The sequence below is a fragment of the Micromonospora sp. NPDC049107 genome (assembly GCF_040648595.1).
GTDB lineage: Bacteria > Actinomycetota > Actinomycetes > Mycobacteriales > Micromonosporaceae > Micromonospora.
Genome location: NZ_JBEZEC010000018.1, coordinates 1 through 19,673, shown reverse-complemented (window position 1 = coordinate 19,673; position 19,673 = coordinate 1). Strand labels below are relative to the sequence as shown.

At 72.0% G+C, this 19,673-nt stretch carries 19 protein-coding genes and 1 pseudogene; 19 read left to right on the top strand and 1 reads right to left on the bottom strand.

Annotated features, from left to right (window positions below; all coding sequences use genetic code 11):
* The first annotated feature begins 70 nt into the window (after positions 1-70).
* The 5 genes from AB0B55_RS31470 to nusB all read left to right on the top strand — a co-directional run bounded on the left by AB0B55_RS31470 (position 71) and on the right by nusB (position 3,721).
* Positions 71-1,069, top strand: coding sequence for a YafY family protein (locus tag AB0B55_RS31470; protein ID WP_357175737.1), 999 nt, complete (start codon positions 71-73; stop codon positions 1,067-1,069).
* A gap of 10 nt (positions 1,070-1,079) precedes the next feature.
* Positions 1,080-2,159, top strand: coding sequence for a 3-dehydroquinate synthase (aroB, locus tag AB0B55_RS31465; protein WP_357175734.1), 1,080 nt, complete (start codon positions 1,080-1,082; stop codon positions 2,157-2,159).
* A 58-nt stretch (positions 2,160-2,217) separates the two neighbouring features.
* Positions 2,218-2,643, top strand: coding sequence for a type II 3-dehydroquinate dehydratase (aroQ, locus tag AB0B55_RS31460; protein ID WP_357175731.1), 426 nt, complete (start codon positions 2,218-2,220; stop codon positions 2,641-2,643).
* Between the two features lie 86 nt (positions 2,644-2,729).
* Positions 2,730-3,287, top strand: coding sequence for an elongation factor P (gene efp, locus AB0B55_RS31455; RefSeq protein WP_355053076.1), 558 nt, complete (start codon positions 2,730-2,732; stop codon positions 3,285-3,287).
* A gap of 23 nt (positions 3,288-3,310) precedes the next feature.
* The gene (nusB, locus tag AB0B55_RS31450; RefSeq protein ID WP_355243328.1) at positions 3,311-3,721 is read left to right on the top strand and encodes a transcription antitermination factor NusB; all 411 of its coding nucleotides are present in this window, start codon (positions 3,311-3,313) and stop codon (positions 3,719-3,721) included.
* Positions 3,722-3,807: 86 nt separating this feature from the next.
* Here nusB and AB0B55_RS31445 read toward each other — a convergent pair whose 3' ends face one another.
* Positions 3,808-4,296, bottom strand: coding sequence for a transcriptional regulator (locus tag AB0B55_RS31445; protein WP_007458348.1), 489 nt, complete (start codon positions 4,294-4,296; stop codon positions 3,808-3,810).
* Between the two features lie 289 nt (positions 4,297-4,585).
* On the opposite strand from AB0B55_RS31445, the gene pyrR reads away from it, so the two are divergent.
* The 14 genes and pseudogenes from pyrR to AB0B55_RS31375 form a co-directional block, all read left to right on the top strand.
* Positions 4,586-5,170, top strand: a complete 585-nt coding sequence (gene pyrR, locus AB0B55_RS31440; protein WP_357133446.1) for a bifunctional pyr operon transcriptional regulator/uracil phosphoribosyltransferase PyrR — start codon at positions 4,586-4,588, stop codon at positions 5,168-5,170.
* A complete protein-coding gene (locus AB0B55_RS31435) occupies positions 5,167-6,093 on the top strand; it encodes an aspartate carbamoyltransferase catalytic subunit (protein WP_357133444.1) in 927 nt (308 codons plus the stop codon). Before pyrR ends, AB0B55_RS31435 begins: the two co-directional genes overlap by 4 nt.
* Positions 6,090-7,367 (top strand): dihydroorotase, encoded by a 1,278-nt coding sequence (locus tag AB0B55_RS31430; protein WP_355053079.1) that lies wholly within the window; start codon positions 6,090-6,092, stop codon positions 7,365-7,367. The genes AB0B55_RS31435 and AB0B55_RS31430 overlap by 4 nt, the downstream gene beginning before the upstream one ends.
* On the top strand, positions 7,364-8,515 hold the full coding sequence (gene carA / locus AB0B55_RS31425; protein ID WP_357133440.1) for a glutamine-hydrolyzing carbamoyl-phosphate synthase small subunit: 1,152 nt from the start codon (positions 7,364-7,366) through the stop codon (positions 8,513-8,515). Before AB0B55_RS31430 ends, carA begins: the two co-directional genes overlap by 4 nt.
* Positions 8,508-11,855 (top strand): carbamoyl-phosphate synthase large subunit, encoded by a 3,348-nt coding sequence (gene carB / locus AB0B55_RS31420; protein ID WP_357175727.1) that lies wholly within the window; start codon positions 8,508-8,510, stop codon positions 11,853-11,855. The genes carA and carB overlap by 8 nt, the downstream gene beginning before the upstream one ends.
* Positions 11,852-12,898: a quinone-dependent dihydroorotate dehydrogenase gene (locus AB0B55_RS31415; protein ID WP_357133436.1), complete on the top strand. Its 1,047-nt coding sequence runs from the start codon at positions 11,852-11,854 to the stop codon at positions 12,896-12,898. The genes carB and AB0B55_RS31415 overlap by 4 nt, the downstream gene beginning before the upstream one ends.
* Positions 12,899-13,016: 118 nt before the next feature.
* On the top strand, positions 13,017-14,291 hold the full coding sequence (locus tag AB0B55_RS31410) for an adenosylmethionine--8-amino-7-oxononanoate transaminase (protein ID WP_357175724.1): 1,275 nt from the start codon (positions 13,017-13,019) through the stop codon (positions 14,289-14,291).
* Positions 14,292-14,356: 65 nt separating this feature from the next.
* Positions 14,357-15,193 (top strand): orotidine-5'-phosphate decarboxylase, encoded by an 837-nt coding sequence (gene pyrF, locus AB0B55_RS31405; protein WP_357133432.1) that lies wholly within the window; start codon positions 14,357-14,359, stop codon positions 15,191-15,193.
* Positions 15,194-15,371: 178 nt separating this feature from the next.
* A complete protein-coding gene (mihF, locus tag AB0B55_RS31400; RefSeq protein ID WP_007458370.1) occupies positions 15,372-15,689 on the top strand; it encodes an integration host factor, actinobacterial type in 318 nt (105 codons plus the stop codon).
* A gap of 25 nt (positions 15,690-15,714) precedes the next feature.
* Positions 15,715-16,248, top strand: a complete 534-nt coding sequence (locus AB0B55_RS31395; RefSeq protein WP_357133430.1) for a guanylate kinase — start codon at positions 15,715-15,717, stop codon at positions 16,246-16,248.
* 64 nt (positions 16,249-16,312) lie between these two features.
* On the top strand, positions 16,313-16,576 hold the full coding sequence (gene rpoZ, locus AB0B55_RS31390) for a DNA-directed RNA polymerase subunit omega (protein WP_074318577.1): 264 nt from the start codon (positions 16,313-16,315) through the stop codon (positions 16,574-16,576).
* A gap of 14 nt (positions 16,577-16,590) precedes the next feature.
* A complete protein-coding gene (coaBC, locus tag AB0B55_RS31385) occupies positions 16,591-17,799 on the top strand; it encodes a bifunctional phosphopantothenoylcysteine decarboxylase/phosphopantothenate--cysteine ligase CoaBC (RefSeq protein WP_357133428.1) in 1,209 nt (402 codons plus the stop codon).
* Positions 17,800-17,886: 87 nt separating this feature from the next.
* The gene (gene metK / locus AB0B55_RS31380; RefSeq protein ID WP_355624166.1) at positions 17,887-19,080 is read left to right on the top strand and encodes a methionine adenosyltransferase; all 1,194 of its coding nucleotides are present in this window, start codon (positions 17,887-17,889) and stop codon (positions 19,078-19,080) included.
* A 59-nt stretch (positions 19,081-19,139) separates the two neighbouring features.
* Positions 19,140-19,673 (top strand): annotated as a pseudogene (locus tag AB0B55_RS31375) (primosomal protein N'); the annotation flags it as partial.

Sequence of the window (19,673 nt, the reverse complement as noted above, 5' to 3'; positions counted from 1 at the left end):
CTTCTCTCGGCTACCGACCGACCGTACGATTGAATTCGGACAGGATCCGCCCGGTTTGGAGGAGTGGCCCGTGTCTCATCCCGCCGGCCGGGTGCTGGCCCTGCTTGAGCTGCTCCAGGCCCGGCACAAGGCGACGGCCGGCGACCTCGCGAGCCGGCTCGGTGTGGACGAACGGACCGTGCGCCGCTATGCGGCCACCCTGGTCGAGCTGGGCATCCCGGTGCTCGCCGACCGGGGCCGCCACGGCGGCTACCGGCTGCATCCCGGGTACAAGCTGCCGCCGCTGATGCTCACCGACGACGAGGCGGTGGCCGTGCTGCTCGGCCTGGTCGTCGCCGAGCGGGTCGGGCTGGCCACCGAACTGCCGGCCACGGCGACCGCGGCGGCGAAGATCGGCCGGGTGCTGCCGGCGGCGCTCGCCGACCGGCTGACCGCACTGCGGGAGCACCTCGGCTTCACACTGCGGCGGCCCGAGCCCCAGGCGCGACCGGCGTCGGGCACCCTGCTGGCGCTGGCCACGGCCGCCCGGCGGCGGCAGCGGGTGAGCCTGGACTACCGCTCGTGGCGCGGTGAGCGGTCGCATCGTGACCTCGACCCGTACGGGCTGGTCTTCCACGCCGGCCGCTGGTACGTCACCGGTCACGACCACCGGCGCGGGGAGGTGCGCACGTTTCGACTGGACCGGATCGGCGCCGTCACGCCCGGCGCGGAGACGTTCACGGTGCCGGACGGCTTCGACGCGGTGGCGTGGCTGACCCGGTCGCTGGCCGGTGTGCCCTATCGGCACGAGGTCGAGGTGCTGCTGGAGACCGATCTGGTCGCCGCCCGGCGGCGGATACCGGGCAGTGTGGCCGAGCTGACCGCCAGCGGCGACGGTGTGCTGCTGCGGGCCCGTGCGGAGAGCCTGCCCGGCATGGCCGCGCTGCTCGCCGGCCTGGGCTGCCCGTTCACCGTGCGCCACCCGGACGCGTTGCGCGCCGCCGTGGCCGAGCACGCCCGTCTGCTGGCCGACTGGGCCGCCCGGCCAGCAGGTGGACAGACGCCCTCGCCACGCCGTCCGCTGGACTAGGCTGCCGGCGATGGACGAGGTGACCCGGATTCCGGTCGGCGGCGAACGACCGTACGACGTGCTGGTCGGACGCGACCTGCTGGGCGCGCTGCCGGGGCTGCTGCCCGGCGCGACCCGGGCGGCGGTGCTGCACACGCCCCCACTCAAGGCCCTGGCCGACGCGCTCGGTGAACGGCTGCGCGCGGCGGGCGTCGACCCGCTGCCGATCGAGGTGCCCGACGCCGAGTCGGGCAAGCAGATCGACGTGGCGGCCGCCTGCTGGGACCGGCTCGGCGCGGCCGGTTTCACCCGTACCGACGCGGTGGTCGGGGTTGGCGGCGGCGCGGTGACCGACCTGGCCGGCTTCGTCGCGGCCTGCTGGCTGCGCGGGGTGCGCTGGGTGCCGGTCGCGACCTCCCTGCTGGGCATGGTGGACGCGGCCGTGGGCGGCAAGACGGGGATCAACACCGCCGCCGGCAAGAACCTGGTGGGCGCGTTCCACCCGCCGGTGGGTGTGCTCGCCGACCTGGCCACCCTCGACAGCCTGCCCGCCGTCGACCTCGCGGCCGGGTTGGCCGAGGTGGTCAAGTGCGGGTTCATCGCCGACCCGGTGATCCTGGATCTCGTCGAGCGTGACCCCGCGGCGGCCACCGATCCGCGCGGGCCGGTCAACCGGGAGCTGATCGAGCGGGCCATCCGGGTCAAGGCCGACGTCGTCGCCGGCGACCTGCGTGAGTTGGGTCTGCGGGAGGTGCTCAACTACGGCCACACCCTGGCGCACGCGATCGAGCAGAACGAGGGCTACCGCTGGCGGCACGGTCACGCGGTCGCGGTCGGCCTGGTCTACGCGGCCACGCTGGCCCGGCTCGCCGGCCGACTGGACGCCCCGACCGCCGACCGGCACCGGAGCAGCCTGACCGCGCTCGGCCTGCCGGTGAGCTATCCGGCCGAGGCCTGGCCGCGGCTGCTGGCCACGATGCGGGTGGACAAGAAGGCCCGGGGCGCCCGGCTGCGGTTCGTGGTGCTGGACGGGCTGGCCCGCCCGGCGATGCTGGAGGGCCCGGACGACGCCCTGCTCGAAGCCGCCTACCGCGAGCTGGCCACCCCGTGAGCGTGCGGAGTGAGCCGGTTTTGCGAGCCCCGCAGTCGCGAACGGAAGAAAGCGCCGCATGAGGGTGTACGTGCTGAACGGGCCGAACCTGGGTCGGCTGGGCACCCGGGAGCCCGCCGTGTACGGCTCGACCAGCTACGCCGACCTGGTGGCGCTCTGCGAGGCCACCGGTCGGGAGCTGGGACTCGACGTCACGGTCCGGCAGACCGACGCGGAGCACGAGCTGCTCGGCTGGCTGCACGACGCCGCCGATGAGGGTGCCGCCGTGGTGCTCAACCCGGCCGCCTGGTCGCACTACTCGTACGCGGTGCGCGACGCCTGCGCCATGCTGCGTGGGCCGCTGGTGGAGGTGCACATCTCGAACATCCACACCCGCGAGGAGTTCCGGCACCATTCGGTGATCTCCGCGGTGGCGACCGGGGTGATCTGCGGTCTCGGCATTGACGGTTATCGTCTCGCGCTGCACCATCTGGCCACCCGCTGAACGGTCGCCCCGAGCGGGGGCGGCCCGATTCGACGCAGCTAGTAGACTTCTGGGGTCTGTCCGCCAATTGATGATCAAGGCAGGAAATGGCCTCCACCAACGACCTCAAAAACGGCCTGGTACTCAACCTTGACGGCGAGCTCTGGTCCGTCGTCGAGTTCCAGCACGTCAAGCCCGGTAAGGGTGGTGCGTTCGTGCGCACCACGCTGAAGAACGTGCTGTCCGGGAAGGTGGTCGACAAGACCTTCAACGCGGGCACCAAGGTCGAGACCGCGACCGTGGACAAGCGCACGATGCAGTACCTGTACGCCGACGGCGAGGACTTCGTCTTCATGGATCTGGAGACCTTCGACCAGATCACCGTGCCCGGCGGCACCGTCGGGGAGGCAGCCAACTACCTGCTGCCCGAGGCGGAGGCGACCGTCGCCACCCACGAGGATGTGCCGCTCTACATCGAGCTGCCCACCAGCGTCGTGCTCGAGGTCACCTACACCGAGCCGGGTCTGCAGGGGGACCGCTCGACCGGTGGCACCAAGCCGGCGACCGTCGAGACCGGCGCCACCGTGCCGGTTCCGCTGTTCATCACCACCGGTGAGAAGATCAAGGTCGACACCCGCGACGGCCGTTACCTCGGCCGCGCCTGATGGCTGAGGGTCCCAAGCAGCAGATGCCGGCGCGCCGCAAGGCGCGCAAGCGGGCGCTGGACGTCCTGTACGAGGCCGATCTGCGGGATCGCCCGCCCGTTGAGGTCCTGGCCGGTTACCTTCAGCGCATCGAACAGCCCCGGCCGGAGCACCTTGGCTACGCCGTGGGGTTGGTCGAGGGAGTCGCCGAGCACCTCGACCGGATCGACGAGCTGATCGCCAGCTACGCCGAGGGCTGGACTCTCGACCGGATGCCGGTGGTCGACCGCAACCTGGCCCGGATCGCCGTCTACGAGCTGCTCTACGTCGACGAGATCGACGACGCGGTGGCGATCAGCGAGGCGGTCGAGCTGGCCCGGCAGATGTCGACCGATGATTCGCCGCGCTTCCTCAACGGTGTGCTCGGCCGCATCGCCGAGTACGCCACCCGCTGAGCCGACGCGAGCACCGCGAACGAGAAGGGCCCGTGCCACCGGCACGGGCCCTTCTCGTCGAACGGCAGATCAGGTGAAGCGACAGCTCAGGAGGCGAAGAACGCCCGGGGGTCGGCCACCAGCACGCCGTGCTCGGTGAGCCGCTCGATCAGACCCGACGGTGAGGCGTCGTAGACGATGGCGAGCGCCCGGAGGTCGTCGGCGCGGATGGAGAGCACCCGGCCGTTGTAGTCACCGCGCTGCTGCTGGATCGCGCGGGCGTAGCGGGCGACGTAGGCCAGGTCCTCGGAGGCCTCGTCGTAGAGCCGCTCCAGGTCCAGGACGATCTTGCTGGTGGGCTCGTGCCGGACACCGCTGCCGTCGGGCAGCAGCTCCGAAACGGGGACCCGGTAGAACTCGGCCAGCTCGGCCAGACGGGACACCGTCACGGCCCGGTCGCCACGCTCGTACGAGCCGACCACCACGGCCTTCCACCGCCCGTTCGACTTCTCCTCCACACCCTGCAGGGAGAGGCCCTGCTGCTGGCGGATGGAGCGCAGGCGGGCGCCCAGAGATTTGGCGTATTCAGAGGGCATTCGGACACTCCCAGTGCTGCTCGGGGTTCTCCCGTCGATCGCTACGGAGCGTGACGGTACGGGGAATGGGACACCTGGTCAAGTGGTCGTGACCTTACCGTTGGGGAGTGCCGAGGGGGTCATCGGTGTTTCGTGGATCTGATCCGGTGGTCAGCGGCCGCTGTCGGTCGGCGCGGTGACCACTGGTAACGTGGCGTGAAGCCCCGGCCAGGGCAGCTCGCGCTCCCCGGTCGGAGGTGCCCGACATCCTTTAACGACCCGTCCCGTGAGGCGGGGAAGGAGGTCCGCCGTGGCGTCCCCACCGGCTGCCCGCCCGTCACCACCGCGACAACCCTCGGTGAAGGTGATCCTCGCCAGCGCCGACGTGCAGCGGGTGGTCGACCGCATCGCCCACCAGATCCTGGAGAAGACCCAGGGCGCGGCCGACACCGTGCTGCTCGGGATTCCCACCCGCGGCGTCCCCCTCGCGCGGCGGCTCGCCGCCCGGATCAGCACCTTCGAGGACGTCGTCGTCCCGGTCGGTGTGCTCGACATCACGCTCTACCGCGACGACCTGCGCCGGCACGCCACCCGCGCGATCGGCCCGACCCAGGTGCCCAGCGGCGGCATCGACGGTAAGCGGGTGATCCTCGTCGACGACGTGCTCTTCTCCGGCCGCACCGTGCGGGCCGCGCTCGACGCGCTCAACGACGTCGGCCGCCCGGCGTCCGTGCAACTGGCCGTGCTTGTCGACCGCGGCCACCGCGAGCTGCCGATCCGGGCCGACTACGTCGGCAAGAACATCCCCACCGCGCTCGCCGAGAGCGTCAAGGTGACGCTGGCCGAGACCGACGGAACGGACGAGGTCAAGCTCTACGGGGGAGCCCACTCATGATCAAGCACCTGCTCTCCGGCGCGGACCTGGACGCCGCCACCGCCACCGAGATCCTGGACACCGCTGCCGAGATGGCCACCGTCGCCGGCCGGGAGATCAAGAAGCTGCCCGCGCTGCGCGGCCGGACGGTGGTGAACCTCTTCTACGAGGACTCCACCCGGACCCGGATCTCGTTCGAGGCGGCGGCGAAGCGACTGAGCGCCGATGTGATCAACTTTTCCGCCAAGGGGTCCAGCGTCGCCAAGGGCGAGAGCCTGAAGGACACCGCGCTGACCCTGCAGGCGATGGGCGCGGACGCGGTCGTCGTACGACACCCCGCCTCGGGCGCCCCGCACCGGCTGGCCAACTGGGTGGACGGGTCGGTCGTGAACGCCGGCGACGGCACCCACGAGCACCCGACCCAGGCGCTGCTCGACGCGTACACGATGCGGGCCCGGCTGGGCCGGCTCGCCGGCCTGTCGGTCGCGGTGGTCGGGGACGTGCTGCACTCCCGGGTGGCCCGCTCCAACGTGCTGCTTTTGTCGACCCTCGGCGCGAAGGTCACCCTGGTCGGCCCGCCCACCCTCATCCCCGTCGACATCGCCGGAGCGCTCGCCCCGGGCATCGACGTGTCGTACGACCTCGACGCGGTGCTGCCGAACGTGGACGCGGTGATGATGCTGCGGGTGCAGCGGGAGCGGATGCGGGACTCCTACTTCCCCTCCGCCCGCGAGTACGCCCGCCGCTACGGGCTGGACGGTCCCCGGATGCGTCGCCTGCCCGAGCACGCGATCGTCATGCACCCCGGTCCGATGAACCGCGGGATGGAGATCACCCCCGAGGTCGCCGACTCACCCCGCTCCACCATCGTCGAACAGGTCACCAACGGGGTCTCCGTCCGGATGGCTGTTCTGTACCTGCTGCTCGGAGGGAACAACCGGTGACCGCGTACCTCATCACCAGCGTGAGCATCGTCGGCGCCGCGCCGACCGACCTGCTGATCCGCGACGGCGTCGTCGCCGAGGTCGGTCCGGGGCTGTCCGCGCCGGACGCCACCGTCATCGACGGAACCGGCCTGGTGGCCCTGCCCGGCCTGGTCGACCTGCACACCCACCTGCGCGAGCCCGGCCGGGAGGACGCCGAGACCGTCGAGTCCGGGTCCCGCGCGGCGGCGCTGGGCGGTTACACGGCGGTCTGCGCGATGGCCAACACGTCGCCGGTCGCGGACACCGCCGGCGTGGTCGAGCAGGTCTGGCGGCTCGGCCGGGAGGCCGGGATGGTCGACGTGCAGCCGATCGGGGCGGTCACCGTCGGGTTGGCCGGCGAGCGCCTCGCCGAGTTGGGGGCGATGGCCGACTCCGCCGCCCGGGTACGGATCTTCTCCGACGACGGGCACTGCGTCGCCGATCCGTTGCTGATGCGCCGGGCCCTGGAGTACGTCAAGGCGTTCGACGGGATCATCGCCCAGCACGCCGAGGAGCCCCGCCTCACCGAGGGCGCCCAGATGCACGAGGGTGAGGTCTCCACCCGGCTCGGGCTGATCGGCTGGCCGGCGGTCGCCGAGGAGGCGATCATCGCCCGGGACGTGCTGCTCGCCGAGCACGTGGGCAGCCGACTGCACGTCTGCCACGTCTCCACCGCCGGCAGCGTCGAGGTGCTACGCCAGGCCAAGGCCCGCGGGGTGCGCGTCACCGCCGAGGTCACCCCGCACCACCTGCTGCTCACCGACGAGCGTGCGGAGAGCTACGACCCGGTCTTCAAGGTCAACCCGCCGTTGCGTACGGCCGCCGACGTCGCCGCGCTGCGCGCCGCGCTCGCCGACGGCGTGATCGACATCATCGCCACCGACCACGCCCCGCACGCCGTGGAGGACAAGGAGTGCGAGTGGGCGTACGCCCGGCCGGGGATGCTCGGCCTGGAGACGGCGCTGTCCATCGCGCTGGACGTGCTCGGTCCCGAGTGGGACCTGATCGCCGAGCGGATGTCCCGCGTTCCCGCCCGGATCGCGGGACTGACCGGGCACGGCGTCGACCCGGCGCCCGGCGCCCCGGCCACCCTGACCCTGGTCGACCCGGCCGCCCGCCGCACCATCGAGCCGGCGGAGCTGGCCAGCCGCAGTCGCAACACCCCGTACGCCCGCATGACGCTGCCGGGTCGCATCGTGGCGACCTTCCTGCGCGGCGAGCCGACGGTCCTGGACGGAAAGGCAATCAAGTGACGCGTAGACGTTCCGCGATTCTCGTGCTCGAGGACGGGCGCACGTTCCCCGGTGAGGCGTACGGCAGTGTCGGGGAGACCTTCGGCGAGGCGGTCTTCACCACCGGCATGACCGGCTACCAGGAGACGCTGACCGACCCGTCCTACCACCGTCAGGTGGTCGTGCAGACCGCCCCGCACATCGGCAACACCGGCGTCAACGGCGAGGACGACGAGTCCGGCCGGATCTGGGTGGCCGGGTACGTGGTCCGCGACCCGGCCCGGATCGGCTCGAACTGGCGGGCCACCGGCGGTCTCGAGGACCGCCTCGCCACCGAGGGCGTGGTGGGCATCAGCGGGGTGGACACCCGGGCGCTGACCCGGCACCTGCGCGATCGGGGCGCCATGCGGGTGGGCATCTCCAGCGTCGAGAAGGACCCGCAGAGCCTGCTGGCCCGGGTCCGGCAGTCACCGCAGATGGTCGGCGCGGACCTGTCCACCGAGGTGACCACTCCCGAGCCGTACGTCGTCGACGCGATCGGCGAGCACCGGTTCACGGTGGCCGCGCTCGACCTGGGCATCAAGCGCAACGTGCCGCGCCGGCTCGCCGCGCGCGGGGTGAGGACCCACGTGCTGCCGGCCTCGTCGAGCATCGAGGACCTGCTCGCCACCGGCGCCGACGCGATCTTCCTGTCGCCCGGACCCGGCGACCCGGCCACGGCCTACGGTCCGGTGGCGGTGGCCCGGGAGGCGCTGCGGCGGCAGGTGCCACTGTTCGGCATCTGCTTCGGCAGCCAGATCCTCGGTCGGGCGCTCGGTTTCGGCACCTACAAGCTGGGCTACGGCCACCGGGGAATCAACCAGCCGGTGCTCGACCGGGCCACCGGCAAGGTCGAGGTGACCAGCCACAACCACGGCTTCGCGGTCGAGGTGCCGGGCGCGGGGGTGGGTGCCGGCGCGGTCGTCCCCGACCAGGTGATCGACACCGACTTCGGTGGCGTGCGGGTGTCGCACGTCTGCCTCAACGACAACGTGGTCGAAGGGCTGCGGGCCGTGGACGTGCCCGCCTTCACCGTCCAGTACCACCCGGAGGCGGCGGCCGGTCCACACGACGCGGACTACCTCTTCGACCGTTTCGCCGAGCTGATCGAAGGCGGGAAGAATGCCTAAGCGGACCGACCTCAAGCACATCCTCGTCATCGGCTCCGGGCCGATCGTCATCGGGCAGGCCTGCGAGTTCGACTACTCCGGAACCCAGGCGTGCCGGGTGCTGCGCAGCGAGGGGATCCGGGTCAGCCTGGTCAACTCCAACCCGGCCACGATCATGACCGACCCGGAGTTCGCCGACGCGACCTACGTCGAGCCGATCACCCCGGAGTTCGTCGAGCTGGTCATCGCCAAGGAGCGCCCGGACGCGATCCTGGCCACTCTCGGCGGGCAGACCGCGCTGAACACGGCAGTCGCCCTGCACGAGGCCGGCGTCCTGGAGAAGTACGGCGTCGAGTTGATCGGCGCGAACATCGACGCCATCAACCGGGGTGAGGACCGCCAGCTCTTCAAGGAGATCGTCGCGAAGGCCGGCGTACGCCTCGGCGTCGAGGACCCGGCCGCGCTGGTGCCGCGCTCGCGGGTGTGCCACTCGATGGACGAGGTCGAGGCGACCGTCGCCGAGCTGGGCCTGCCGGTGGTGATCCGGCCGTCGTTCACCATGGGCGGCCTGGGCTCCGGCATGGCGCACACCCCCCAGGACCTGGCCCGCATCGCCGGCGACGGCCTGGCGGCCAGCCCGGTGCACGAGGTCCTGATCGAGGAGAGCGTGCTCGGCTGGAAGGAATACGAGCTTGAGCTGATGCGCGACCGGCACGACAACGTGGTGGTGGTCTGCTCCATCGAGAACATCGACCCGATGGGCGTGCACACCGGCGACAGCGTGACCGTGGCCCCGGCCATGACGCTCACCGACCGGGAGTACCAGCACCTTCGTGACCTGGGCATCGCCGTGCTGCGCGAGGTCGGGGTGGACACCGGCGGCTGCAACATCCAGTTCGCGGTCAACCCGGTCGACGGCCGGATCGTCGTGATCGAGATGAACCCCCGGGTGTCGCGCTCCTCGGCGCTGGCCTCCAAGGCGACCGGCTTCCCGATCGCGAAGATCGCCGCGAAGCTGGCCATCGGCTACACGCTCGACGAGATCCCCAACGACATCACGTTGAAGACCCCGGCGGCGTTCGAGCCGACCCTGGACTACGTGGTGGTGAAGATCCCCCGCTTCGCGTTCGAGAAGTTCCCCGGCGCGGACCCGGAGCTGACCACCACCATGAAGTCGGTGGGCGAGGCCATGAGTCTCGGGCGCAACTTCAGCGAGGCGCTGAACAAGGCCATGCGGTCGATGGAAACCAAGGCGGTCGGCTTCTGGACCACTCCGGACCCGGCGGGCGTCACCCTGGCGGACACCCTCGCCGCGCTGCGCGTGCCGCACGACGGCCGGCTCTACACCGTCGAGCGGGCGCTGCGTCTCGGCGCGTCGATCAGCGAGGTGAGCGAGGCGTCCGGCGGGATCGACCCCTGGTTCCTGGACCAGATCGCGGCGCTGATCGAGCTGCGGACCGAGATCGTCGACGCGCCGGTGCTCGACGCCGAGCTGCTGCGCCGTGCCAAGCGGGCCGGGCTCTCCGACCGGCAGCTCGCCGCGCTGCGTCCGGAGCTGGCGGCCGAGGACGGCGTACGCGCCCTGCGGCACCGCCTCGACGTCCGCCCGGTCTACAAGACCGTCGACACCTGCGCGGCCGAGTTCGAGGCCAGCACGCCCTACCACTACTCGTCGTACGACTCCGAGACCGAGGTCGTGCCGTCGGACCGGCCGAAGGTGCTGATCCTGGGCTCCGGCCCGAACCGGATCGGGCAGGGCATCGAGTTCGACTACTCGTGCGTGCACGCCGTGCAGGCGCTGCGGGCGGCCGGCTACGAGACCGTGATGGTCAACTGCAACCCGGAGACGGTGTCGACCGACTACGACACCGCCGACCGGCTCTACTTCGAGCCGCTGACCTTCGAGGACGTCCTGGAGGCCTGGCACGCGGAAGACTCCTCCGGCCGCGCGGCCGGCGGCCCGGGCGTGGTCGGTGTGGTCGTGCAGCTCGGCGGGCAGACCCCGCTGGGGTTGGCGCAGCGGCTCAAGGACGCGGGCGTGCCGGTGGTCGGCACCTCGCCGGAGTCGATCCACCTGGCCGAGGAGCGGGGCGCGTTCGGCGCCGTCCTGGCCCGCGCCGGGCTGCGCGCGCCGGCACACGGCATGGCCACCTCGTACGACGAGGCCAAGACGATCGCCGACGAGATCGGCTACCCGGTGCTGGTCCGTCCGTCCTACGTGCTCGGTGGGCGTGGCATGGAGATCGTGTACGACGACCCGACGCTGCGTGACTACATCGGCCGGGCCACCGACATCTCCGGCGACCACCCGGTGCTGGTGGACCGGTTCCTCGACGACGCCATCGAGATCGACGTGGACGCCCTGTGCGACGCCGACGGCGAGGTCTACGTCGGCGGCGTGATGGAGCACATCGAAGAGGCCGGGATCCACTCCGGAGACTCGTCCTGCGCGTTGCCGCCGATCACCCTGGCGGGCTCGCACCTGGCCGAGGTCCGCCGGTACACCGAGGCCATCGCCCGGGGTGTCGGCGTGCGTGGTCTGCTCAACGTGCAGTACGCGCTCAAGGACGACGTGCTCTACGTGCTGGAGGCGAACCCGCGCGCGTCGCGGACGGTTCCGTTCGTCTCGAAGGCGACGGCGGTGCCGCTGGCCAAGGCGGCGGCCCGGATCGCGCTGGGCGCGACCATCGCCGAGCTGCGTGCCGAGGGTCTGCTCCCGGCGACGGGGGATGGTGGGACGATGCCCGCCGACGCGCCGATCGCGGTCAAGGAGGCGGTCCTGCCGTTCAAGCGCTTCCGTACCCGCGCCGGCAAGGGAATCGACTCGCTGCTCGGCCCGGAGATGAAGTCGACGGGTGAGGTGATGGGCATCGACACCAACTTCGGGCACGCCTTCGCCAAGAGCCAGTCGGCTGCGTACGGGTCGTTGCCGACCGCCGGGAAGATCTTCGTGTCGGTGGCCAACCGGGACAAGCGCGGCATGATCTTCCCGATCAAGCGGTTGGCCGACCTGGGCTTCGAGATCGTGGCGACGGCCGGTACCGCCGAGGTGCTGCGCCGGCACGGCATCGCCTGCGAGCAGATCCGCAAGCACTACCAGGCCGGCGAGGGCGACGACGCCGTGTCGCTGATCCTCGGCGGCCACGTGGCGCTGGTGATCAACACGCCGCAGGGCTCGGGCGCGAGTGCCCGCTCCGACGGTTACGAGATCCGCAGCGCCGCCGTCACCACCGACATCCCCTGCATCACCACGGTCCCCGGCGCCGCCGCGGCGGTGATGGGGATCGAGGCACGTATCCGGGGCGACATGCGGGTGCGACCGTTGCAGGATCTGCACGCCACCCTGCGGGCGGCGCAGTGACGCTGTTCGAGCGGGTCGTCCGGCCCGGGTTGTTCCGGCTCGGCGGCGGGGACGCCGAGACGGCGCACGAGTGGACGCTGCGGCGGTTGGCCGCACTGTCGCGGCGTCCCGCCGTCCTGGCCGCGCTGCGGGCCCGGTACGCCGTCGAGGCGCCGCGCACGGTCTTCGGCGTGCGGTTCCCCAACCCGGTCGGGCTGGCTGCCGGCATGGACAAGGACGGCGTCGCGCTGCCGGCCTGGCCGGCGCTGGGGTTCGGCTTCGTGGAGGTCGGCACGGTCACCGCGCACGCCCAGCCGGGCAATCCGCGGCCCCGGCTGTTCCGGCTGCCGGCCAGCGAGGCGGTGGTCAACCGGATGGGCTTCAACAACGCCGGCGCCGCGGCGTTGGCCGCCCGGCTGGCGGCGTTGCCCCGTCCACTCGGGGTGCCGTTGGGCATCTCGTTGGGCAAGTCCAAGGTGACTCCGCTCGACGAGGCGGTCGAGGACTACCTGGCCTCGTACCGGGCGCTGCGTGGGCACGGCGACTACTTCGCGGTGAACGTGTCGTCGCCGAACACGCCGGGTCTGCGGTCGTTGCAGGACCGTGCCCACCTGGACGCGCTGCTCGGCGCGCTGGTGGGGGAGAAGCCGGTGCTGGTGAAGATCGCGCCGGACCTGACCGAGGCGGCGATCGCCGAGTTGTTGGAGGTCTGCCTGGCCCGGGGCGCCGCCGGGGTGATCGCCACGAACACCACCCTGGCCCGCGACGGGCTCGCCGCCGTGGACACCGACCGTGGCGCACAGGCCGGCGGCCTGTCCGGTCGGCCGCTGACCGGCCGTGCCCGGGACGTGGTGGCCTTCGTGCACCGCGAGACCGGCGGCCGGCTGCCCATCGTCGGGGTCGGCGGCGTGCTCGACCCGGACGACGCCACCCGGATGTTCGATGCCGGCGCCGCCCTGGTGCAGCTCTACACGGGCTTCATCTACCGGGGCCCGGCCCTGGTCCGGGCGGCGGCCCGCGCGAGCGCCACGGCGGCGACGCCGGATCCGGTCGCCGGCCGGTGAGTGTCCCCGGCCCGGTGCCCGCCCTGCGGTACGGGGACGGGGCGGGGTCGGCGCAGCGGTTCCACCCGGCCGCGCGACGTCCGTCGTCCGGCCGGCTTCAGGCACCCGAGGAGTACGCGTGACACCTGAGGAGATTCTGGCCGTCGACCGGGCGCACGTCTGGCATCCGTACGCCACGCTGCCGCCGGCGAACGCGCCGTTCGTGGTCCGCAGCGCCGAGGGGGTGCGGCTGAGGTTGGCCGACGGCCGGGAGTTGGTGGACGGGATGTCGTCCTGGTGGGCGGCGGTCCACGGCTACCGGCACCCGGTGCTGGACGCGGCCGTTACCGACCAGCTCGGGCGGATGAGCCACGTGATGTTCGGCGGACTCACCCACGAGCCCGCCGTGCGGCTCGCGCGGACGCTGGTCGAGCTGGCCCCGGACGGGTTGGAGCACGTGTTCCTGGCCGACTCCGGATCGGTCAGCGTCGAGGTGGCCGTGAAGATGTGCCTGCAGTACCAGCGGGCGGTCGGTCGGCCGGAGCGGCGTCGGCTGGCCACCTGGCGGGGCGGGTACCACGGCGACACGTTCCATCCGATGAGCGTCTGCGACCCCGAGGGCGGGATGCACCACCTCTGGGGTGACGTGCTGCCCCGCCAGGTCTTCGCCCCGGTGCCGCCGGGCGGGTTCGCCGATCCGCCGGACGAGGCGTACGTGGCGGCGTTGGTGGACGCCGTCGAGCGGCACGCCCACGAACTGGCCGCGGTCATCGTGGAACCGGTGGTGCAGGGCGCGGGTGGGATGCGCTTTCACCATCCGGGTTACCTGCGGGTGCTGCGCGAGGTGACCCGCGCGCACGGGGTGCTGCTGGTCTTCGACGAGATCGCGACCGGGTTCGGCCGTACCGGCACGATGTTCGCCGCCGAGCACGCCGGGGTGTCCCCGGACGTGATGTGCGTGGGCAAGGCGCTCACCGGCGGCTACCTGACCCTGGCCGCGGCGCTGTGCACCCCGGAGATCGCCCGTGGGATCTCCGCTGACGGCGTCCTGGCGCACGGTCCGACGTTCATGGGCAACCCGCTGGCCTGCGCGGTCGCCAACGCCTCCATCGGGCTGCTCCGGGCGGGCGACTGGGCGGCACAGGTGTCCCGGATCGGCGCGGGCCTGCGCGCCGGCCTGGAGCCGCTGCGCGCCGTGGCGGGCGTGGCCGACGTGCGGGTGCTCGGGGCGATCGGCGTGGTCCAGCTCGACCACGACGTCGACCTCGGCGCGGCCACCACGGCCGCCGCCGACCGTGGCGTCTGGCTGCGGCCCTTCCGCGACCTGATCTACACGATGCCGCCGTACGTGACGGACGACGCCGACCTGGCCCAGATCGCGGCCGGGGTGGCGGCGGCCGTGGCGGCCGGCTGAGCGGGAACCGACAAGCATTCCGGGAGGCGGCCAGCCGCCCGGGCGACAAGAGGGGAAGTACGCCGATGGAGAGCTTCGGCACCCGGCTGCACCGGGCCGTCACCGAGCGTGGACCGCTCTGCGTGGGCATCGACCCGCATCCCGGCCTGCTGGCCCGCTGGGGCCTCGCCGACGACGTCGACGGTCTGGACCGGTTCACCCGAACCGTGGTGGATGCGCTCGGTGACCGGGTTGCGGTTGTCAAGCCTCAGTCGGCCTTTTTCGAGCGATTCGGATCCCGCGGTGTGGCGATTCTTGAGTCAACTATCCGACAGTTACGGGAAGCCGGATCGCTCGTTCTGCTCGACGTCAAGCGTGGCGACATCGGCTCAACGGTCAGCGCGTACGCCTCCGCGTACCTGGATCCATCCAGCCCGCTGTATGTCGACGCGGTCACGGCCAGTCCCTACCTGGGAGTAGGTTCGTTGGCGCCGATGTTCGAGTTGGCCGCCAAACACGGCGGCGGGGTCTTCGTGCTGGCCCTCACCTCGAACCCCGAGGGCGCGGCCGTGCAGCGGGCCCGCACGGCCGACGGGCGCACTGTGGCGCAGACCGTGATTGACGAGATTTCCCAGCTCAACAGCGGTGCGGACCCCCTCGGCAGCTTCGGTCTGGTGGTCGGGGCCACCATCGGTGACACCGGTCATGACCTGTCCACCGTCGGGGGGCCGCTGCTCGCTCCGGGGCTCGGCGCGCAGGGTGCGGGCGCCGCCGATCTGCGTACCGTCTTCGGCTCCAGCCTCGCCGCGGTGCTCCCGTCGTACTCCCGTGAGGTCCTGTCGGCGGGACCGGACAGCGACGCCCTGCGGGCCGCCGCGGACCGCGTGCTGGTCGAGTGTCGGGCAGTTCTGGCTGCCCGGTGACTGACTGACGGCTCGGTCACTTTGCGATGATCATCGCGCGCCCACGTTGCCGAAAGCTCCGTCGACCGCTAGTTTTCCCCGCGCTGGGAACCATGGACCCCTTGGTTCACAGCGACACCACGTTTCACAGATGCGGCGGTGCGCCCCGCCCGCCGCGATAGGGACCTGAGGAGAACTGGTGCCGCTCCCGTCACTGACCCCCGAACAGCGCGCTGCCGCGCTCGAGAAGGCCGCGGAGATCCGCAAGGCCCGTGCCGAGCTGAAGGAGCAGCTCAAGCAGGGCAAGACCACCCTTGGCGCCGTCCTCGAGCGCGCCGAGAGCGACGATGTCGTCGGCAAGCTCAAGGTTTCGGCTGTCCTGCAGGCGATGCCGGGCATCGGCAAGATCCGGGCTACCCAGATCATGGAGAAGCTCAAGATCGCCGACAGCCGTCGTCTGCGCGGCCTCGGCGAGCAGCAGCGCAAGGCACTGCTTGGAGAGTTCGCCGCCAACTGAACCTGGCAGCGTGTAGAAACAAGCAGTGAGCACGGATGACGAGGCGCGCCCGGCGGCTCGGCTCACTGTCCTGGCTGGACCTTCGGGTTCCGGCAGGGAGAGTGTCGTCGAGCTCGTCCGGGCGCGTTTCCCGTCCGTGTGGATCCCGGTGCCGGCAACGACCAGGCCGCGCCGGGAGCCGGAGGTGGACGGGGAACAACGGGTCTTTCTCGCCCCGGCCGAGTTCGAGCGCCGGGTGGCCGGCGGCGAGCTGCTGGAGTGGTCCCGGATCGGCGCGTACCGCCGGGGGACCCTGCACCCGCCGCTGCGCGCCCGGCTCGACGCCGGGCAGCCGGTCCTGCTTCCACTCGACGTGACCGGGGCCCGGCTGGTGCGGCAACGACTGCCCGACGCGCGTCTGGTGCTGCTGATCCCGCCCGGACGCCGGCCGGACGCCGCCGCCGCGGCCGCCTTCGCGGACACCCTCACGCACGACCTCACCGATCGGGTGGCGGACGAGCTGGTAGGCTTACTCGGTTCAACTCATCCGGATCCGGCCTGGTCGCGCCTGCGTGGCTGACGGCCGGCCGCCGTCGGGACTCAGCACCGCGTCCGCGCGGCTCGAAAGACGCAGAGGTTAATTCGTGGGATCCATCGCCAACCCCGAAGGCATCACCAACCCGCCGATCGACGAGCTCCTCGAGAAGACGACGTCGAAGTACGCGCTGGTCATCTTCGCCGCCAAGCGCGCGCGCCAGGTCAACGCCTACTACAGCCAGCTCGGTGAGGGCCTCCTGGAGTACGTCGGCCCGCTCGTCGAGACCACCCCGCAGGAAAAGCCGCTCTCCATCGCCATGCGCGAGATCAACGGCGGTCTGCTCACCGCCGAGCCGACCGACCAGCCGTAGGCGCGTCCCCGTCGATGTCCGCCTCGATCGTCCTCGGGGTCGGCGGCGGCATCGCCGCCTACAAGGCGTGTGAGCTGCTGCGACTCTTCACCGAGTCGGGCCACCGGGTCCGTGTCGTGCCGACCGCGTCGGCGCTGAGATTCGTCGGCGCGCCGACCTGGGCGGCGCTCTCCGGCCAGCCGGTCGCCGACGACGTCTGGTCCGACGTGCACGAGGTGCCGCACGTCCGCCTCGGCAAGCAGGCCGACCTGGTGGTGGTCGCGCCGACCACCACCGACCTGCTCGCCAAGGCCGCCCACGGGCTCGCCGACGACCTGCTGACCAACACGTTGCTGACCGCCCGCTGCCCGGTGGTGCTGGCCCCGGCCATGCACACCGAGATGTGGGAGCACCCGGCCACCGTCGCCAACGTCGCCACGCTGCGCTCCCGGGGCGTCCGGGTGATCGAGCCGGCCGTCGGGCGGCTCACCGGCGCCGACACCGGCAAGGGCCGCCTGCCCGACCCGGCGGAGATCTTCGCGATCGCCCGCCAGGTCCTCGCTCGGGGCGCCTCCGCCCCGGCGGACCTGACGGGTCGCCGGCTGGTCGTCACCGCCGGGGGTACCCGCGAGCCGTTGGATCCGGTCCGCTTTCTCGGCAACCGCTCCTCGGGCAAACAGGGCTACGCCTTCGCGCGTTCGGCGGTCGCCCGCGGTGCCCGGGTCACGCTGATCGCGGCCAACGTCTCGCTCGCCGACCCCGCCGGGGTCGACCTGGTCCGGGTCGGCACGACCGCCGAGCTGCGCGAAGCGACCCTGAAGGCCGCCACCGAGGCCGACGCGGTCGTGATGGCGGCGGCTCCGGCCGATTTCCGACCGGCGACGTACGCGCCTGGCAAAATCAAGAAGTCGGACGACGGTGTCGCTCCCACCATCGAGCTCGTCACCAATCCGGACATCGCTGCGGAGCTCGGCCAGCGCAAGGGACCGGGGCAGGTGCTGGTGGTGTTCGCCGCCGAGACCGGCGACGCGGAGGCCAACGGCCGGGCGAAGCTGGCCCGGAAGCGGGCTGACCTCATCGTGGTCAACGAGGTCGGTCCGGACCGGGTCTTCGGCGCCGACACCAACACGGTGACGGTCATCGGCGCGGACGGCTCGGTGAGTCGTCTGCCGGAGCAGGCCAAGGAGGCGGTGGCCGACACCGTGTGGGACCTCGTCGTGGCGCGGCTGGCCAACCGCTCCTGACGGGTGGAACAGGGCGCGACCGACCCCGACACCGGCCGCAGCGGTGACTAGACTGCCGCGGAACGACCTCACACGCTTAGGAGTGCCGTGACACGCCGCCTCTTCACGTCCGAATCGGTCACGGAAGGCCACCCGGACAAGATCGCCGACCAGATCAGCGACGGCATCCTCGACGCGCTGCTCGCCGAGGACCCGCACAGCCGGGTTGCCGTCGAGACCATGATCACCACCGGCCAGGTGCACATCGCCGGCGAGGTCACCACCAAGGCGTACGCCGACATCCCCACCATCGTCCGCCGGACCATCCTCGACATCGGGTACGACTCGTCGAAGAAGGGTTTCGACGGCGCGTCCTGCGGGGTCAGCGTCTCGATCGGCGCGCAGTCCGAGGACATCGCGCAGGGCGTCGACAACGCCTTCGAGCTGCGGACCGGGGCGTCGGAGAGCGCGCTGGACGCGCAGGGCGCCGGCGACCAGGGCATGATGTTCGGTTTCGCCTGCTCGGAGACGCCGGAGTTGATGCCGCTGCCGATCGCGCTGGCGCACCGGCTGGCGCGTCGGCTCGCCGCGGTGCGCAAGGACGGCACGATCCCGTACCTGCGGCCGGACGGCAAGACCCAGGTCACCATCGAGTACGAGGGGCTGCGCCCGGTCCGGCTGAACACCGTGGTGGTGTCCAGCCAGCACGCCGCGGACATCTCGCTGGAGTCGCTGCTCACCCCCGACGTGCGTGACTCCGTCATCGCTCCCGAGTTGGAGAGCCTCGGTCTGGACACCGACGGCTACCGGCTGCTGGTCAACCCGACCGGCCGGTTCGAGATCGGTGGCCCGATGGGTGACGCTGGCCTGACCGGCCGCAAGATCATCGTTGACACCTACGGCGGGTACGCCCGGCACGGCGGCGGCGCGTTCTCCGGCAAGGACCCGTCCAAGGTGGACCGGTCGGCCGCGTACGCGATGCGCTGGGTGGCCAAGAACGTGGTCGCCGCCGGCCTCGCCGAGCGGTGCGAGGCGCAGGTCGCCTACGCCATCGGCAAGGCGCACCCGGTGAGCCTGTTCATCGAGACGTTCGGCACCGAGACCGTGCCGGTCGCCTCGATCGAGAGCGCCGTCTCCGAGGTGTTCGACCTGCGCCCGGCCGCGATCATCCGGGACCTCAACCTGCTCCGCCCGATCTACCAGCAGACCGCCGCGTACGGCCACTTCGGCCGGGAGCTGCCGGACCTGACCTGGGAGAGCACCGACCGGGCCGCCGACCTCAAGTCGGCCGCAGGAGCCTGACCGCCACCAGGCGTAGCGACCGGCGACCCGCACCAGGGTCGCCGGTCGCGCGCGTCTGCGTGGACGTGCCGCTGGCGCACCTGGACCGCCCGTTCGACTACCTCGTGCCGGCCGAGCTGGACGACGTGGCGGTGCCCGGCACCCGGGTCAAGGTGCGTTTCGCGGGGCAGTTGGTCGACGGTTGGCTGCTGTCCCGGGCGGACGACTCCGGGCACACAGGCCGCCTCGCCTACCTGGAGAAGGTCGTCTCGCCCGAGCCGGTGCTGACCCCCGAGGTCGCCCGTCTGGCACGCGCGGTCGCCGACCGGTACGCGGGCAACCTCGCCGACGTCCTCCGGCTCGCCGTGCCACCCCGACACGCCCGTGTCGAGAAGGAGCCCTCTGCGGACCTGCCAGCCCCGGCCCCCGAACCCGCCGAGACCGCCGAGACCGCCGAGACCGCCGCGACAGCCGCGCCCGGCGGTGCGGCTGCGCCCGGCGGTGCGGCTGCGCCCGGCGGTGCGGCCGGATCCGGCGGTGCGGCCGGATCCGGCGGTGCGGCCGGGCCCGGCGGTGCGGCTGCGCCCGGCGGTGCGGCCGAGCCCGGCGGTGCG

Excerpts from the sequence above, each read along its gene's own strand:
- coaBC (WP_357133428.1), top strand. The coding sequence starts at position 16,591 with ATGTCCGCCTCGATCGTCCTCGGGGTCGGCGGCGGCATCGCCGCCTAC.
- AB0B55_RS31445 (WP_007458348.1), bottom strand. The coding sequence starts at position 4,296 with ATGCCCTCTGAATACGCCAAATCTCTGGGCGCCCGCCTGCGCTCCATC.
- carB (WP_357175727.1), top strand. The coding sequence starts at position 8,508 with ATGCCTAAGCGGACCGACCTCAAGCACATCCTCGTCATCGGCTCCGGG.
- pyrF (WP_357133432.1), top strand. The coding sequence starts at position 14,357 with ATGGAGAGCTTCGGCACCCGGCTGCACCGGGCCGTCACCGAGCGTGGA.
- efp (WP_355053076.1), top strand. The coding sequence starts at position 2,730 with ATGGCCTCCACCAACGACCTCAAAAACGGCCTGGTACTCAACCTTGAC.
- aroQ (WP_357175731.1), top strand. The coding sequence starts at position 2,218 with ATGAGGGTGTACGTGCTGAACGGGCCGAACCTGGGTCGGCTGGGCACC.
- aroB (WP_357175734.1), top strand. The coding sequence starts at position 1,080 with ATGGACGAGGTGACCCGGATTCCGGTCGGCGGCGAACGACCGTACGAC.
- AB0B55_RS31435 (WP_357133444.1), top strand. The coding sequence starts at position 5,167 with ATGATCAAGCACCTGCTCTCCGGCGCGGACCTGGACGCCGCCACCGCC.
- nusB (WP_355243328.1), top strand. The coding sequence starts at position 3,311 with ATGCCGGCGCGCCGCAAGGCGCGCAAGCGGGCGCTGGACGTCCTGTAC.